Annotated in this window: 12 protein-coding genes; 7 read left to right on the forward strand and 5 right to left on the reverse strand. The window is 54.9% G+C overall.

Annotated elements, in window-relative coordinates; all coding sequences use genetic code 11:
• Positions 1 to 167: 167 nt before the first annotated feature.
• The 3 genes from dprA to K2G43_RS01445 form a co-directional block, all read right to left on the reverse strand.
• On the reverse strand, positions 168 to 1,292 hold the full coding sequence (gene dprA / locus K2G43_RS01435) for a DNA-processing protein DprA (protein ID WP_300152777.1): 1,125 nt from the start codon (positions 1,290 to 1,292) through the stop codon (positions 168 to 170).
• A 157-nt stretch (positions 1,293 to 1,449) separates the two neighbouring features.
• A complete protein-coding gene (locus K2G43_RS01440) occupies positions 1,450 to 1,854 on the reverse strand; it encodes an acyl-CoA thioesterase (RefSeq protein ID WP_297641968.1) in 405 nt (134 codons plus the stop codon).
• Positions 1,855 to 1,883: 29 nt separating this feature from the next.
• Positions 1,884 to 3,167 (reverse strand): peptidase U32 family protein, encoded by a 1,284-nt coding sequence (locus tag K2G43_RS01445; protein ID WP_300152778.1) that lies wholly within the window; start codon positions 3,165 to 3,167, stop codon positions 1,884 to 1,886.
• A gap of 115 nt (positions 3,168 to 3,282) precedes the next feature.
• Here K2G43_RS01445 and dusB point away from each other — a divergent pair, with 115 nt between their 5' ends.
• The gene (gene dusB / locus K2G43_RS01450) at positions 3,283 to 4,263 is read left to right on the forward strand and encodes a tRNA dihydrouridine synthase DusB (protein WP_297641964.1); all 981 of its coding nucleotides are present in this window, start codon (positions 3,283 to 3,285) and stop codon (positions 4,261 to 4,263) included.
• A gap of 93 nt (positions 4,264 to 4,356) precedes the next feature.
• Here dusB and K2G43_RS01455 read toward each other — a convergent pair whose 3' ends face one another.
• Entirely contained in the window at positions 4,357 to 5,322 is a 966-nt protein-coding gene (locus tag K2G43_RS01455; RefSeq protein ID WP_297641963.1) for a phosphatase PAP2 family protein, read from the reverse strand.
• Positions 5,313 to 6,317, reverse strand: coding sequence for an NAD(P)-dependent oxidoreductase (locus K2G43_RS01460; RefSeq protein ID WP_300152779.1), 1,005 nt, complete (start codon positions 6,315 to 6,317; stop codon positions 5,313 to 5,315). The genes K2G43_RS01455 and K2G43_RS01460 overlap by 10 nt, the downstream gene beginning before the upstream one ends.
• A 466-nt stretch (positions 6,318 to 6,783) precedes the next feature.
• Between K2G43_RS01460 and rnr the strand changes: the two genes are divergently transcribed.
• From rnr to purD, 6 genes are all read left to right on the forward strand, one after another.
• On the forward strand, positions 6,784 to 8,937 hold the full coding sequence (rnr, locus tag K2G43_RS01465) for a ribonuclease R (RefSeq protein WP_297641959.1): 2,154 nt from the start codon (positions 6,784 to 6,786) through the stop codon (positions 8,935 to 8,937).
• Positions 8,938 to 9,043: 106 nt separating this feature from the next.
• Entirely contained in the window at positions 9,044 to 9,520 is a 477-nt protein-coding gene (locus K2G43_RS01470) for a pyridoxamine 5'-phosphate oxidase family protein (RefSeq protein ID WP_297641958.1), read from the forward strand.
• 77 nt (positions 9,521 to 9,597) lie between these two features.
• Positions 9,598 to 10,497: a serine O-acetyltransferase EpsC gene (gene epsC, locus K2G43_RS01475; protein ID WP_297641957.1), complete on the forward strand. Its 900-nt coding sequence runs from the start codon at positions 9,598 to 9,600 to the stop codon at positions 10,495 to 10,497.
• A gap of 105 nt (positions 10,498 to 10,602) precedes the next feature.
• Positions 10,603 to 12,087, forward strand: coding sequence for a THUMP domain-containing protein (locus tag K2G43_RS01480; RefSeq protein ID WP_300152780.1), 1,485 nt, complete (start codon positions 10,603 to 10,605; stop codon positions 12,085 to 12,087).
• Between the two features lie 12 nt (positions 12,088 to 12,099).
• Positions 12,100 to 14,352: a DPP IV N-terminal domain-containing protein gene (locus K2G43_RS01485; protein ID WP_300152781.1), complete on the forward strand. Its 2,253-nt coding sequence runs from the start codon at positions 12,100 to 12,102 to the stop codon at positions 14,350 to 14,352.
• Between the two features lie 120 nt (positions 14,353 to 14,472).
• Positions 14,473 to 15,747 carry a phosphoribosylamine--glycine ligase gene (gene purD / locus K2G43_RS01490; RefSeq protein WP_300152782.1) on the forward strand — a complete coding sequence of 425 codons (1,275 nt, stop codon included), beginning with the start codon at positions 14,473 to 14,475 and terminating at the stop codon, positions 15,745 to 15,747.
• Positions 15,748 to 15,865: the final 118 nt, after the last annotated feature.

The following is a 15,865-nucleotide window of genomic DNA, read 5'->3' on the forward strand; positions in this document are numbered from 1 at the left end:
TTTTGCAAAAACATGTTATTAAACACGCTTTTTTATTTGTTTTATTTGGAAGTTTCTCAAAAGTCCGTACCTTTGCAATGTGTTTTTCATAGTATTAGATTTAAGGTTAACAAAGGTTGGAGTACAGCGGTACTCCTTTTTTTTTGCCCTTCCGGGAACGGCCGCTCTTATCCTCCGCCCAGCAGCCGGTAGCAGCCTCCTACCATGGCCTTCACCACTCCCTTCATCTCCAGTTCGAAGAGCAGGACGCTCATGCGGTTTACGGGAATGTTGGTTTCCACTACCAGTGCATTGATGTGCAAATCGCCCAAACGGGCCAGAATGCGTACCACGTGCTCCTCCTCTTCCGTCAGTTCGGGGAAGAGCGTGCGTTGGATTCCTTCGGGTTTGGAGTGTCTGGACGACGGGGTCCAGTTCATGGCTTGCAGAAACTCTTCTGCATTTTGTACAAGGGTGGCTTTGTTTTTGCGAATCAGGCGGTTGCAGCCGACTGAGGCAATGTCCGTCGTACGGCCGGGAACGGCGAAGCAGTCGCGGTGATAGCCTTCGGCAAGTTCGGCGGTAATCAGGGAGCCGCCTTTGGCGGCGGATTCTACCACGATGGTGGCGTCGCATAGGCCTGCCACGATGCGGTTGCGGCTGACGAAATTATACCTGTCGGGATTGGTCTCCGAAAGAAATTCGGTGAGCAGTCCGCCGTCGGCCAGCATGTCAATGGCTGTTTTCCGATGGTCGGACGGATAGATGCGGTCCAGCCCGTGGGCAAGGACGGCAACCGTGGAGAGCCGGTTTTCCAGTGCTGCGCGATGGGCGTGTATGTCGATGCCGTATGCCAATCCGCTGACCACCAGCGTGTCGGGATAGATGGCGGCCAGGTCGTGCAGGAAGTCGGCACAAAACTGTTTGCCATAGTCGGTGGCGTGTCGGGTACCTACCAGGTTGATGACCCGCAGCCGGTTGAGGTCGGCGTTTCCCTTTAAGAAGAGGACGATGGGGGCGTCGTCGCATTCGCGCAGGCGCGAGGGGTATGCCTCGTCTTTCAGTGTCAGGCAGGAGATGTGGTTTTTTTCGATGAATTTCAGTTCGCGTTCGGCGCGTGCGAAGGCGGCGGGTGTGTTGAGTGCGTTCATTACAGTGGGTGTGATGCCCGAAAGTAGTTCAGGCAGTTCTTCGCGGCGGCGGAAGACTTCGGCGGCGCTGCCCACGCTGTTCACCAATCGCCTGGCGACGATGTGCCCGATGCCGGGACATAGCGTGAGGGCTATGCTGCAGAGGAGTTCGTTGTTGTTCATAGGGAGGGTGTTTTTACATCGATATTAGTTCGTTTGACAGACACTTGTGTTTGGCGTGACAGACACAAGTGTTTGAGACGACAGACACAAGTGTTTGTCACGTTGAACACAAGTGTCTGTCAGTCTTAAAGTTTGGCGCTGTTCAAGATGCACATAATCAGCAGTTTAAGTAAGGCTCGAATAGGGTGTCGAACAGTCCGCTGTCGCTCAATCGGCCGTTGACCACGCAGACGGTCTCGACCACGCCTTTGAGGCAGACCTTGCCGTCGGCGGCCCGGAAGATGTCCTGATAGAAGACGTACTTGATGCCCTCTTTCTTCATATAGAGTTTGGACACGAACTCGTCGCCGCTTCGCAACGGAGTCTTGAACGCCATGCTGATGCGTGCCACCACCGGGTCCACGCCCTGTTCGTGGAGTTTGGCGAAGCTGACGCCCGTGGCAAGCAGAAATTCGTGTCGCGTATGCTCCAGATAGTGCTGGTAGTTGGCATTATTGACGATGCCTTGCAGGTCGCATTCATAGTCGCGGACCTTCATCTTCAGTTCATAAATGTAGTTCATTTCAGATTTCAGATTTATGATTTTAAATTTCAGCCTCGCTGTTTCTCCACGTCCAAACCTTTGAACTTTTTCAGTTCCTCCACGGTGACAAGTTTATAGAGTTTGTCGCTCGGGCGTATTTTGGGGGCTTTCATGGAGAAGTGTACCCCTTTCTTCACGGTCTGCACGGGTTTCAAATCCACACGCGCCTCTTCCAGGGTGAGGAATTCGGCTCCGGTGGTCGGTCCTGTTATCAGCAGCTTGTCGCCTACGCTGATTTCGGCAGCTTCCACTAAGAATTCCGCCACGCCGATGTTGCCGAAGTAGCGGATGCCCTTGCCTACGTAAATCTTGCGTTCGGTGGCGGCGGAACCGTAGTTTCTGGTCCATTCGCCAAGACGCTGTCCCAGATAGTAGCCGTCCCAAAAGCCACGGTTGAAGACGGTCTTCAGGCGTTCGTCCCACGTGGCAATCTTCTCGTCGGTGAAGCTGTTGTTCAGGTAGGCGCGGATGGCTTCCTTGTAGCACTCCACCACGGTGCGCACATATTCGGGGCCGCGGGCACGGCCTTCTATCTTGAACACCCGCACGCCGGCATCCAGCATCTTGTTCATGAAGTGGATGGTCTTCAGGTCTTTGGGCGACATGATGTACTGGTTGTCCACTTCCAGCTCCACGTCTGTCTCCTTGTCGCGCACCACGTAGCTGCGGCGGCACACCTGCATGCAGGCACCCCGGTTGGCGGAGTTGTTCATCTCGTGCAGCGAGAGGTAGCACTTGCCGCTCACGGCCATGCAGAGCGCTCCGTGGCAAAACATCTCGATGCGTATCTGCTTTCCGCCGGGTCCGCAGATGTTCTCTTCTTGTATGTGCCGATAGATTTCCGCCACCTGCTCTAAGTTGAGTTCGCGTGCCAGCACCACCACATCGGCAAATTGGGCATAGAAGCGCAGGGCTTCCACATTGCTGATGTTGAGCTGTGTGCTGAGGTGCACTTCCTGTCCTATCTGCCGGGCGTAGCTCATTACCGCCACGTCGGCGGCAATCACGGCGGAGATGCCTGCCGCCTTTGCCGCGTCCACAATGGTGCGCATCAGCGGAATATCGTTGTCGTAGATGATGGTGTTGACGGTGAGGTAGCTCTTCATCCCGTGTTCGTCGCAGGTATGGGCAATCTCCTTCAAGTCATCTATCGTAAAAGTGTTTGCCGAACGGGCACGCATGTTCAGGTTTTCGATGCCGAAATAGACGGAGTCGGCACCCGCCTGTATGGCTGCCGCCAGCGACTCGCGCGAGCCGACGGGAGCCATGATTTCAAAATCAGTCAGTTTCATTGTTCTTTTCTTGTTTAGAATGAGACTTCGGAGACAAAGGTAGCTCTTTTTTGCAGCAGAGCGTTCTTTTTTTCCGTACTTTTGCAGCGACAAAGCCTAAATGAGTTTTTTAAGGATGAAGATAGCCAATATAGACTTGGGCGAACGCCCCGTGCTCCTCGCCCCGATGGAGGATGTCACCGACCCCGCCTTCCGACTGATGTGCAAAGAGTTCGGTGCGGACATGGTATATACCGAATTCGTGTCGGCCGATGCGCTGATACGCTCCGTCAGCAAGACCGAACAGAAACTGAACATCAGCGATGCGGAACGCCCCGTGGCAATTCAGATATACGGACGGGACACGGCAACCATGGTGGAAGCCGCCCGCATCGTGGAGCAGGCGCATCCCGACATACTGGACCTGAACTTCGGTTGCCCCGTGAAGCGCGTGGCAGGCAAGGGCGCCGGTGCCGGCATGTTGCAGAACGTGCCGCTGATGCTGGAGATAACCCGCGCTGTGGTGGATGCCGTGAAGATACCCGTCACCGTCAAGACCCGCTTAGGATGGGATGCCGACCATAAAATCATCGTCACCCTGGCCGAACAGCTACAGGATTGCGGCATCGCCGCCCTCACCATCCACGGCCGCACCCGTGCGCAGATGTACACCGGCGAGGCGGACTGGACACTCATCGGTGAGGTGAAGAAGAACCCGCGCATGCGCATCCCCGTCATCGGCAACGGCGACATCACCACGCCTCAACGCGCCCGCGAGTGCTTCGACCTCTACGGCGTGGACGGCATCATGATAGGCCGTGCCAGCTTCGGACGCCCGTGGATATTCAAGGAAGTGAAACATTATCTGGAGACAGGCGAGGAGTTGCCGCCTCTGAGCAGCGAATGGCGGCTGAACGTGCTTCGCCGGGAAGTGGAGGACAGCGTGAACCTGCTGGACGAGCGTCGCGGCATCCTGCACGTGCGCCGTCATCTGGCGGCAAGCCCGCTCTTCAAGGGCATCCCCAACTTCCGCGAGACGAGAATCGCGATGCTGCGGGCAGAGACGAAAGAGGAGCTTTACAAGATTTTCAAGGAGATAGAGCCGCTTCTGCCGTAATCCATCTCTTCTATCATGCTGTATTTCCCTTGGATTTCGCGCTGCTTATTGTTTTCATCACAATAGCCCTGGTCCTGTAGATGCGTTTTCGGATTAACGAAACATCGGCTGTGCAAACCACCGCTTGAATATCCACGTGGCCACCATATAGATGCCGAAAGCCGAAACGAAACCTACGATAACATCTATCAGATAGTGTGCCTGGATATAGACCGTGGCACCGCACAGCAGCAGATAGAAAGGCAGGAGGCAGGCGAACAGCTTCCGGCTGCCACGTCCCGCCATAATCATCAGGATGGTGGACATCCCCACGTGCGAGCTGGGGAAGGCGGCGGTGGGCCGTTCGCCAACCTGCTGGGAACTCTCCACCAGGTTGTAGAAGAAGCCGTGCTCGTAGCCCGGACCGGGAAGCAGCTCCTGATGGTGGTGGAAGTAGTCGCCGATGGAGGGGAAGATGCCTTGCGCCACATTGTCGAGGCCGATGGCGGGGAAGTAGAACTGCGGACCTGCAACGGGAACGAATATATAAATAAGGTAATAGATGAAGAAGGCGGTGACGATGACGAACGACACCTTCTCGAACAGGTCGAAGCGGTAGAGGAAGTACCACACCACCACCACCAAAATCATGGGGTAATAGAAGAAGTAGCCCATGTTGAACGGCTCGCTGACCCACATCTGCGGGAAACGCTCGCTGAACCAGATGGCGGGCTGTCCGCCGAAGAGCCATTGTTCTGCCGAAGCGAACACATGGTCCAGGTTGGGGAAGATGCGGTTGAACTCGAACGTGTCGGGATACCAATAGGAGAGCAGCGACATGTGGATGGCGATGCGCACAAAGGCGGAGAATTTGCAGGGTGCCAGCCGATAGAGATACATCAGCAAGAAGGTCATGCCCGCAATCAGTGCCCGGTCTGCCAACATGCGCGCCGGGTGGTCCATCTCTTGAAAAAGAAACAGAATCAGGATAGAGGTCAGCAGATTGTATATCAGCGTCACCTTCTCTACCGCAAACAGCCCTTTGCGGGTTTCTACCCGCTTGAATAAGTCTATAGCCATTCTTTCTCTTTATACCAGGCAATGGTCTCCTTCACTCCCCGTTCCAGGTTGTATGACGGGCGGTAGCCCAGCTCATCGACGGTAGGGGTGATGTCGCACTGCCAGTTGCGTTGTTTCATTATTTTGTACTTATCCGAGTTGAGTGTGCTTGCCTTGTGTCGCAGCTTCGCCCAACGTTCGGCGAGCAAAGATACGACTTTCAGCACAAATAACGGACATCGGAAGTGGATAACCCACGGATTGCCCAGCTCCTTCTGTATCAGGTCGGAGAAGGCGCGGCTGCTGTACACCTCTCCGTCGGAAAGGAAATAGGAGCGGCGCGCCACCTGTTTCTCTATTGCCAGGAAGACCGCCTGCACGATGTCTTTGACATAGACAAAGGTGAGGTCCTGACGGCGGAAGCCCACGGCGAAGTCGGTGTGTTGCCGGATAGATTTTGCCATCAGGAAGTAATCCTTCTCGCGCGGTCCGTAAACACCCGTGGGGCGGAGGATGACATACGGGAAGTCGGTCAGGCTCTGCAAGTAGTGTTCCGCCTTCAGCTTGCTCTGTCCGTAGGCGGTGTCGGGCTGCGGGGTGTCGCTCTCCCGGATGGGGGAGTAGTCCTCCTCATGGATGGGGCCGAAGACGCTCAGTGTGCTGATGAAGATGAACTGACGGGGCACCATGTCCAGCTCCCGCAAGGTGTCGATGAAGAGTTTGAACTGCTGGTAGTTCACCCGGTCGAAGTCGGCCTGGTCGGCGCATTTCGTCACACCGGCACAATGGACGATGTAGTCGAAATTGCCAAATATCGTCTTCTGCCACTGAAGCATTTCGTCCAGCCATTCGTGACTCGAGAAGTCCAGTTCCAAGGTCTCACATCCATTGGGCAGGTATTCCTTGCTGCTGGTCTCGCGTATGCCCGCCCAGACTTCCATGCCGCGTCTCACCGCCTCTTCTGCGATGAAGCTGCCGATAAATCCGCTTGCTCCGGTGATTAAGATTCTCGCCATATATAGCTATTTCGTTGGTTCTACATGAATGCGCTTATGGACGTGCCGTTTCCGAATGGCTCTTTCAGCCTCTTTCTTTTTATCTTGTTCAGAGACCCCATTCCCGTCACTCTTTCCAAATAAGTTATGGCGGCAAAGATAATATATAAATCCATTACAAGCAGTCGTTTTGTCGTTCTTTTCGGCCGGATGGCAACATTTTGTGGGAAGAATGAACCACCGAAACCAATTATTTGTTTTCTTTGCAGAAAAGAATTCATATAAGACACTGATGACTCATTTCCCGACTCAAGTTTTGGTGACAATCGAATGCCCTCATTATCAGGCTTTGACAGACACTTGCTTCCAGCGCGACAGACACAAGTGTTTGTCGTGTTGAACACAAGTGTTTGAGACGACAGACGCAAGTGTCTGTCAAATCGGGGTATATTGAATGGAAAATGAGGCAAATTAATTCGAATTATCTATGGCTAAAAAGAAAGAAAAAAAAGAAAAGAAGGCCGGCAAGCGGATGAAGAAGAAAGAACTCGTCAAGGTGTTGCTCGACTTTTTCCACACGAAGCAAGGCGAAGTCATTTCCCTGAAATATATCTTCGAGCAACTGCGCCTCACCACCCATCCGCTGAAGATGCTCTGCATGGACATCCTCTCCGAACTGCTGATGGACGACTACATCACCGAAGTGGACAAGTATAAATACAGGCTGAATACCCACGGCATCGAGATGACGGGCATCTTCCAGCGCAAGAGCAACGGAAAGAACTCCTTCATCCCCGACGGGGGAGGAGACCCGATATTCATTGCCGAACGCAATTCGGCCCACGCGATGGCGGGCGACAAGGTGCGCATCGCCTTCTATGCCAAACGCCGCGGACGCGAGGCCGAAGGAGAGGTCGTCGAGATACTGGAGCGTGCCAACGACACCTTTGTGGGCACGCTGGAAGTGACCAAATCGTATGCCTTCCTCCTCACGGAGAACCGCACGCTGGCCAACGACATCTTCATCCCCAAAGAGAAACTGAAGGGCGGAAAGACGGGCGACAAGGCCGTGGTGAAGGTGGTGGAGTGGCCCGACAAGGCGAAGAATCCCATCGGACAAGTGATAGACGTCTTAGGACAGGCGGGCGACAACAACACCGAAATGCACGCCATCCTGGCCGAATTCGGCCTGCCCTACGTCTATCCCGCCGTTGTGGAGAAGGCTGCCGACCGGATACCCGATGAGATTCCTGCCGCGGAAATCGCCCGGCGCGAGGACTTCCGCAGCGTCACCACCTTCACCATCGACCCGAAGGATGCCAAAGACTTTGACGACGCCCTCTCCATCCGACGGCTGAAAGAGGGCCTGTGGGAGGTGGGCGTGCACATTGCCGACGTCACCTACTACGTGAAGGAGGGCGGTGTCATCGACAAGGAGGCCGAAAAGCGCGCCACCTCCATCTATCTGGTGGACCGCACCATCCCGATGCTGCCCGAACGCCTGTGCAACCTCCTCTGCTCGCTCCGTCCCGACGAAGAGAAGCTGGCCTATTCCGTCATCTTCGAAATGACGGAGAAGGGCGAGGTGAAGAGCTCGCGCGTGGTGCACACCGTCATCAAGAGCGACCGCCGCTTCACCTACGAAGAGGCGCAGGAGGTTATCGAAACCGGAAAGGGCGACTTCAAGGAAGAGGTGCTGCAACTGGACAAGCTCGCCAAACAGCTGCGTGAGGCACGCTTCAAGGCGGGAGCCATCAACTTCGACCGCTACGAGGTGAAGTTCGAAATCGACGAGCAGGGAAAGCCCGTCCGCGTTTACTTCAAGGAGTCGAAAGACGCCAACAAGCTGATAGAGGAGTTCATGTTGCTCGCCAACCGCACCGTGGCGGAGAAGATAGGCCGCGTGCCCAAAGGGAAAAAGGCGAAAGTGCTGCCCTACCGCATCCACGACCTCCCCGACCCGGAAAAGCTGGACAACCTGGCACAGTTCATCGCCCGCTTCGGCTACAAGCTGCGCACCAGCGGCACCAAAACCGACATCTCCAAATCCATCAACCACTTGCTGGACGACATACAGGGCAAGAAGGAAGAGAACCTGATAGAGACCGTCTCCATCCGTGCCATGCAGAAGGCGCGCTACTCGGTGCACAACGTGGGCCACTACGGCCTGGCGTTCGACTACTACACGCACTTCACCTCGCCCATCCGCCGCTATCCCGACATGATGGTGCACCGCCTGCTCACCAAATACCTGGACGAAGGCGGCCGCAGCGTCACCGAACAGAAGTACGAGGCACTGTGCGAGCACAGCAGCAGCATGGAGCAGATAGCCGCCAATGCCGAGCGTGCCTCCATCAAATACAAGCAGGTGGAGTTCATGACCGAACGTCTGGGACAGACCTTCGACGGTGTCATCTCCGGTGTCACCGAATGGGGGCTTTACGTGGAGCTGAACGAGAACAAGTGCGAAGGCCTGATCCCCATCCGCGAACTCGACGACGACTACTACGAGTTTGACGAGAAGAACTATTGCCTGCGCGGCCGCCGCAAGAACCGCACCTACAGCCTGGGAGATACCATCACCGTCAAGGTGGCACGCGCCAACCTGGAGAAGAAACAGCTGGACTTCGCGTTGGTATGATTCTTTATAGTTGACGAGGGGACGAGGGAACAAGTTGACGAGGAGTTCCCTTGTCCCCTTGTCAACTCGTCCCCTTGTCCTTTCGTCAACTAAAAACAAATATCCAATGAAGACAATCACCCTTACAGACCCCGAAGAAATCAGAAGAATCATCCTCAAGTGCTCCTACTGCATGGTGGGCATCACCGATACGGAGGGCAATCCTTACGTTCTTCCCATGAACTTTGCCTACCGGGACGGAGTGATATACCTGCATTCCGGTCCCGAAGGCAGCAAACTGGAGATGGTGCGGCGGCACCCGCAAGTGTGCATCACCTTCTGCGAAGGACACGAACTGGTCTATATGCACCGCCAGGTGGCTTGCAGCTACAGCATGAAGTCGCGCAGCGTCATCTGCCGCGGCAAGGTGCGCTTCGTCGAGGAAATGGAAGAGAAGCGGCTAGTCCTCGAACTGCTGATGAAACAATATACCGACAACGAATGCCGCTTCGCCGAACCCGCCCTGCGCAATGTCAAGATATGGGAGGTAAAAGTGGAGCGGATGAGCTGCCGTTCGTTCGGGCTGAGGCCGAGCGAACTATAAATGAAGGGATGTGATAGGATATTTAACGGATTTTCATTACCTTTGTTGCCGCTTTTAAACACATAAGGATATCATAAATGAGTCCACTCAACTTTACCCACATCCTGACACAGGCAGTCGATGAGCTATCGGAAAGCGAATCATACAAAGGACTGTTCCACCAGCATACGGACGGCAATCCGCTGCCTTCGGCGGAAGCGTTGCGTGACATCATCGAGCGGGCGCGTGCCATCATCTTCCCTGGATATTTCGGAAATTCTACGGTCAACAGCCGGACGGTAGCCTATCACATCGGCGTCAACGTGGAACGTCTGTTCGGCTTGCTGACCGAGCAGATACTTGCCGGTCTTTGCTTTGCGGGCAACGGCGAATGCGGCGGTTGTACCGAACGGCAGCGGGAAGAGGCGGCACAACTGGCGGCCCGGTTCATCAGCAGCCTGCCCGCCCTGAGGCGGACGCTTGCCACGGATGTGGAGGCTGCCTACAACGGCGATCCCGCAGCCCGCTCCTTCGGCGAGGTCATCAGTTGCTATCCCGCCATCCGCGCCATCAGCAACTACCGCATCGCCCATGAGCTGCTCCGGCTGGGCGTGCCCCTCATCCCCCGCATCATCACCGAAATGGCGCACAGCGAGACGGGCATCGACATCCACCCCGGAGCGGAGATTGGCAGCCACTTCACCATCGACCACGGCACAGGTGTGGTCATCGGCGAGACCTGCATCATCGGAAACAACGTGAAGCTGTATCAGGGTGTGACCCTCGGTGCCAAGAGTTTTCCGCTGGACGAAGACGGAAAGCCCATCAAAGGCATTCCCCGCCACCCCATCTTAGGCGATGACGTGATAGTCTATTCCAACGCCACCATTTTAGGACGCATCACCATCGGGCAAGGAGCTACCGTGGGAGGCAACATCTGGGTGACGGAAGATGTCCCTGCAGGAGCAAGAATCGTGCAGACAAAAGCGAAGAAATGAGAGGAGCTTAGATTTATGATTTATACCATACGGGATGAATAAATCATAAATCTGAAATCATAAATCTAAAAATCTGAAATTCTAAAATCATAAATTAAATAAGAGATGAGCGAACAATCTTTTGAAATGATAGCCAAGACCTTCCAAGGACTGGAAGAAGTGTTGGCGCAGGAACTGACCGCATTGGGTGCCAATGATATTGAGATAGGCCGCCGCATGGTCTCCTTTACCGGAGACAAGGAGATGCTGTACAAAGCTAACTTCTGCCTGCGCACCGCTATCCGCATTCTGAAACCCATCAAGCACTTCACGGCAAAGAATGCCGACGAGGTCTATGAAGCAATCAAGGAGATCCGGTGGGAAGACTACCTGGGCACGAACAAGACCTTCGCCGTGGACGCGGTGGTGTTCAGCGAGGAGTTCCGTCATTCCAAGTTCGTCTCCTACAAGGTGAAAGATGCCATCGTGGACTACTTCCGCGAGAAGACCGGCAAGCGTCCCGGTGTGCGCGTCAACAAACCCGACGTGCTGCTGAACATCCATATCGCCGAAACCCGGTGTACCCTCTCGCTCGACTCCAGCGGTGAGTCACTCCATCGCCGCGGCTACCGCCAAGAGGCTGTAGAGGCTCCGCTGAACGAAGTACTTGCCGCCGGCATGATACTGATGACCGGATGGCGTGGCGAATGCGACCTGATAGACCCCATGTGCGGTTCAGGCACCATCCCCATCGAAGCCGCCCTGATTGCCCGCAACATCGCCCCGGGTGTGTTCCGCAAGGAGTTTGCCTTCGAGAAGTGGGTGGACTTCGACCAGGAGCTGTTCGACACCATCTACAACGATGACAGTCAGGAACGCGAATTCACTCATAAGATATACGGCTACGACAACAACCTGAAGGCGAACGAGATAGCCACGCACAACGTCAAGGCAGCCGGTGTCAGCAAGGACGTGTTGCTGAAACTGCAACCATTCCAGCAGTTCGAGCAGCCGGCGGAGAAATCCATCATCATCACCAACCCGCCTTACGGCGAACGCATCTCCACCAACGACCTGCTGGGACTCTACTCCATGATTGGCGAACGCCTGAAGCATGCTTTCACGGGCAACACGGCGTGGGTGCTCTCCTATCGTGACGAGTGCTTCGACCAAATCGGGCTGAAAGCCACGCAGAAGGTTCCTCTCTTCAACGGCGCGCTGGAGTGCGAGTTCCGCCAATACGAAATCTTCGATGGCAAGTATAAGGAGTTCCGCGCCGAGGGCGAGGAGCTGAGCAAGGAAACAAGCGGCGAGCCACGCAGAGAGTTCAAAGGTGAACGCAAAGAGTTCCGTCCAAGATTCAACGGTGAACGCAAAGAATTCAAAGAAGGAGAAAAGAGAGAGTTCCGCCCGCGTGAAAGGCGCGACTTCAAAGAAAGTGAAAGACGCGAGTTCAAGCCGAGAGAGCGCAGAGAATTCAGCGGTGAACGTCGGCCGATGAATGGCGGACGCAGAGAGTTCAAAGGCGAGCGCCGTTTCCGTTCGGGAGAATCCTATCCGGAGAGAAAGAGACGGGAAGCGGAAGAAAAAGGAGAAAATAGACAACCCTAAAAAAACATCTATATGAAGAGAATCAGTAAGAGCCTCCTTGCACTGCTGATGGCAGTGCCTGCTCTATTTACAACAAACGTCATGGCACAAGAATTGAAAAAGCCGACAATGGAAGACCTCATTCCCGGAGGCGAAACCTACCGTTATGCCGAAAACAAGTGGTACCAATGGTATGGCGACCAACTCTGTCTGGAACTGGGCATAGACAGCATCAAAGGAACGAGCGAAACGCTTGCAAGATCCGGCAAAGAGATAACCGTGTGCACCCTCGAAGAAATCAACCGCCTGCTGGAAGAAAAGGGACTGGGCAAACTGCGTCATTTTTACAACACACAGGTAGTCAATTTAGGCAAATACTATAATATAGGTGTGGCAAAAGTCAACATCGCCCAACCCTTGCTGCTCTTTAACACAGGCAAGCATCGCGTATTGGTGGAGAAAACAAGTAAAAGCCAGCCTCTGAACCAATGGGAAAAGAAAGCGATTGTCTGGAGTCAGCCCCGTCCCCAAGGAGCCGCCAACGAGGATTGGAACGAAGTATCGCGCCACCTCGCCTACACCCAAGGCAATAACCTCTACGTGCTGACCGCCGACGGACAGACACAGCAAGTGACCGACGAACCCACAGGCATCGTCTGCGGACAGAGCGTGCACCGCAACGAGTTCGGCATCTACAAAGGCACCTTTTGGAGCCCGAAGGGCGAACTGCTTGCCTTCTACCGCATGGACGAGAGCATGGTGACAGAGTACCCGTTAGTGGACATCACCGCACGCATAGGTGAATTGAACCCTGTCCGCTACCCCATGGCAGGCATGACCAGCCACAAGGTACAGGTGGGCATCTACAACCCTGCCACACAGAAGACCCTCTACCTGAACACCGGCGACCCCACCGACCGCTACTTCACCAACATCAGTTGGGCACCGGACAGCAAGAGCCTCTTCCTCATCGAACTGAACCGTGACCAGAACCACGCCAAGCTCTGCCAATACGATGCCGAGACAGGCGAACTGCAACAAGTGCTCCTCGAAGAGCGTCATGCCAAGTATGTGGAGCCGCAGAACCCCATCCTCTTCTTGCCGTGGGACAGCAACAAGTTCATCTACCAGAGCCAGCGCGACGGCTACAACCACCTCTACCTCTACGACTTGAAGAAGTTCTCTGCCGAAGGCGTGCAGCTGACCCAGGGCGACTGGATAGTGAAGGAAATCGTCGGCTTCAACCAACTGACGCAACAAGTCATCATCCTGAGCACGGAAGATTCGCCCCTGCAAAGTAACCTCTACGCCGTCAGCCTGAAGAACGGCGAACGCCAGCGGATAGGCGATGCAGAAGGCGTACACTCGGCACAACTCTCCGGACTCATGGGGATGTACCTCATCGACAGAGCATCTTACTCTGACCGTCCGCGTGTTATCACCCTGCGCTCCACCAATCCTAAGAAGACAAAGTCGGTAACGTTGTTCAACGCCGAAAACCCCTATAAGGAGTTCGCCATGCCGAGCATCGAAACCGGTACCCTCAAGGCTGCCGACGGCAAGACCGACCTCTACTACCGCATCGTGAAGCCGGCCGACTTCGACCCGGCGAAGAAGTACCCTGCCATTGTTTATGTATATGGCGGTCCGCACGCGCAATTAGTTACGAACGGCTTTATGAACGCCGCCCGTGGCTGGGACCTCTACATGGCGAACAAGGGTTACATCATGTTCACCGTTGATGGTCGCGGCAGCAGCAACCGCGGACTGGAGTTTGAGAACGCCACTTTCCGCCAGCTGGGTATCGAAGAGGGCAAGGACCAGGTGAAAGGTGTGGAATTCCTGAAAAGCCTGTCCTACGTGGACGGCAACCGCATCGGTGTACACGGCTGGAGCTTCGGCGGCCACATGACCACGGCACTGATGCTGCGCTACCCCGAAATCTTCAAGGTGGGCGTTGCCGGCGGCCCCGTCATCGACTGGAGCTACTACGAAGTGATGTATGGCGAACGCTACATGGACACCCCACAGACTAACCCCGAAGGCTACAAGGCAACCAACCTGAAGAACCTTGCCGGAAACCTGAAAGGCCATCTGCTCATCATTCACGATGACCACGATGATACCTGCGTGCCTCAGCATACCCTTTCGTTCATGAAGGCGTGCATCGATGCCCGTACCTATCCCGACCTCTTTATCTATCCCACGCACAAGCACAACGTTGCCGGACGCGACCGCGTGCATCTGCATGAGAAGATAACGAGATACTTCGAGGATTATCTATAATTTCTAAACACAGAGACACGAAGACACAGAGATTATTTTTCAGAATCTTAGGTTTCTAAATACAAACCTCTGTGTCTCTGTGTTTCAAAACAAAAAGCAACAATCAAAACCTCAAACAATATGAAGATATTACTATTAGGCTCAGGCGGCCGCGAACACGCTTTGGCATGGAAGATTGCCCAAAGTCCGAAAGTAGAGAAACTATATATCGCCCCCGGCAACGCCGGCACAGGCGCAGTAGGCGAGAACGTGAACCTGAAAGCCACCGACTTTCCTGCCCTCAAGGCGTTTGCCCTGGAGAAAGGCATCGACATGATTGTGGTAGGTCCCGAAGACCCGTTGGTGCACGGCATCTACGACAGTTTCAAGGAAGACCCCACTACCAGCCACATCGACATCATCGGCCCCACCGCCAAGGGTGCCACGCTGGAAGGCAGCAAGGAGTTTGCCAAGGGCTTCATGATGCGCCACCACATCCCCACGGCACGCTACAAGAGTATCACCGCTGCCAACTTGCAGGAAGGACTCGACTTCCTCGCTACCCTCGAAGCCCCCTACGTGCTGAAAGCCGACGGCCTCTGTGCCGGCAAGGGTGTACTGATTCTGCCCACCCTGGAAGAGGCGCAGAAGGAACTGAAGGAGATGCTGGGCGGCATGTTCGGCGATGCCAGTGCCACGGTAGTCATCGAAGAGTTCCTCAGTGGCATCGAGTGTTCGGTGTTCGTCATGACAGACGGCCGCCACTACAAGGTGCTTCCCGTAGCCAAGGACTACAAGCGCATCGGCGAAGGCGACAAGGGCCTCAACACCGGCGGTATGGGTAGCGTCACTCCCGTGCCCTTTGCCGACGAGGCCTTCATGGAGAAGGTACGCACACGCATCATCGAGCCTACCGTAAACGGATTGCAGGAAGAGGGCATCGGCTATCAAGGTTTTATCTTCCTGGGACTTATCAACGTGAAGGGCGAACCGATGGTCATCGAGTATAATGTCCGCATGGGCGACCCCGAGACCGAAAGCGTCATGCTCCGCATCAAGAGCGACTTGGTGGACCTGTTGGAAGGTGTGGCAAAAGGCGACCTTGACCAGCGTACCCTGGAGCTTGACCCACGCACGGCAGCCTGCGTCATGTTGGTGAGCGGCGGCTATCCCGAGGCTTACGAAAAGGGCAAGGTGATGACCGGCTTCGAAAAGGCTGCCGAAACAGACAGCATCCTGTTCCATGCCGGAACCGCCACCAAGGAGGGACAGACCGTCACTGCCGGTGGCCGCGTCATTGCCGTCTGTTCCTACGGTGAGACAAAGGAAGAGGCGCTTGCCAAGAGCTATAAGGTGGCTGAGATGATAGAGTTCGAGAAGAAGTATTTCCGTAGAGACATCGGATTCGACCTCTAAAAGCCTCTCCCCTAACCCCTCCCCCGTAGGGAGGGGAATAAAGATAGATTATAAATATAATATAGAAATAGAAAAACAGAAGTAACCAACCTCCCCTCCCTACGGGGGAGGGGTTGGG

Origin of the sequence: Bacteroides sp., assembly GCF_029057325.1 — a bacterium.
Taxonomy (GTDB): Bacteria; Bacteroidota; Bacteroidia; order Bacteroidales; family Bacteroidaceae; genus Bacteroides.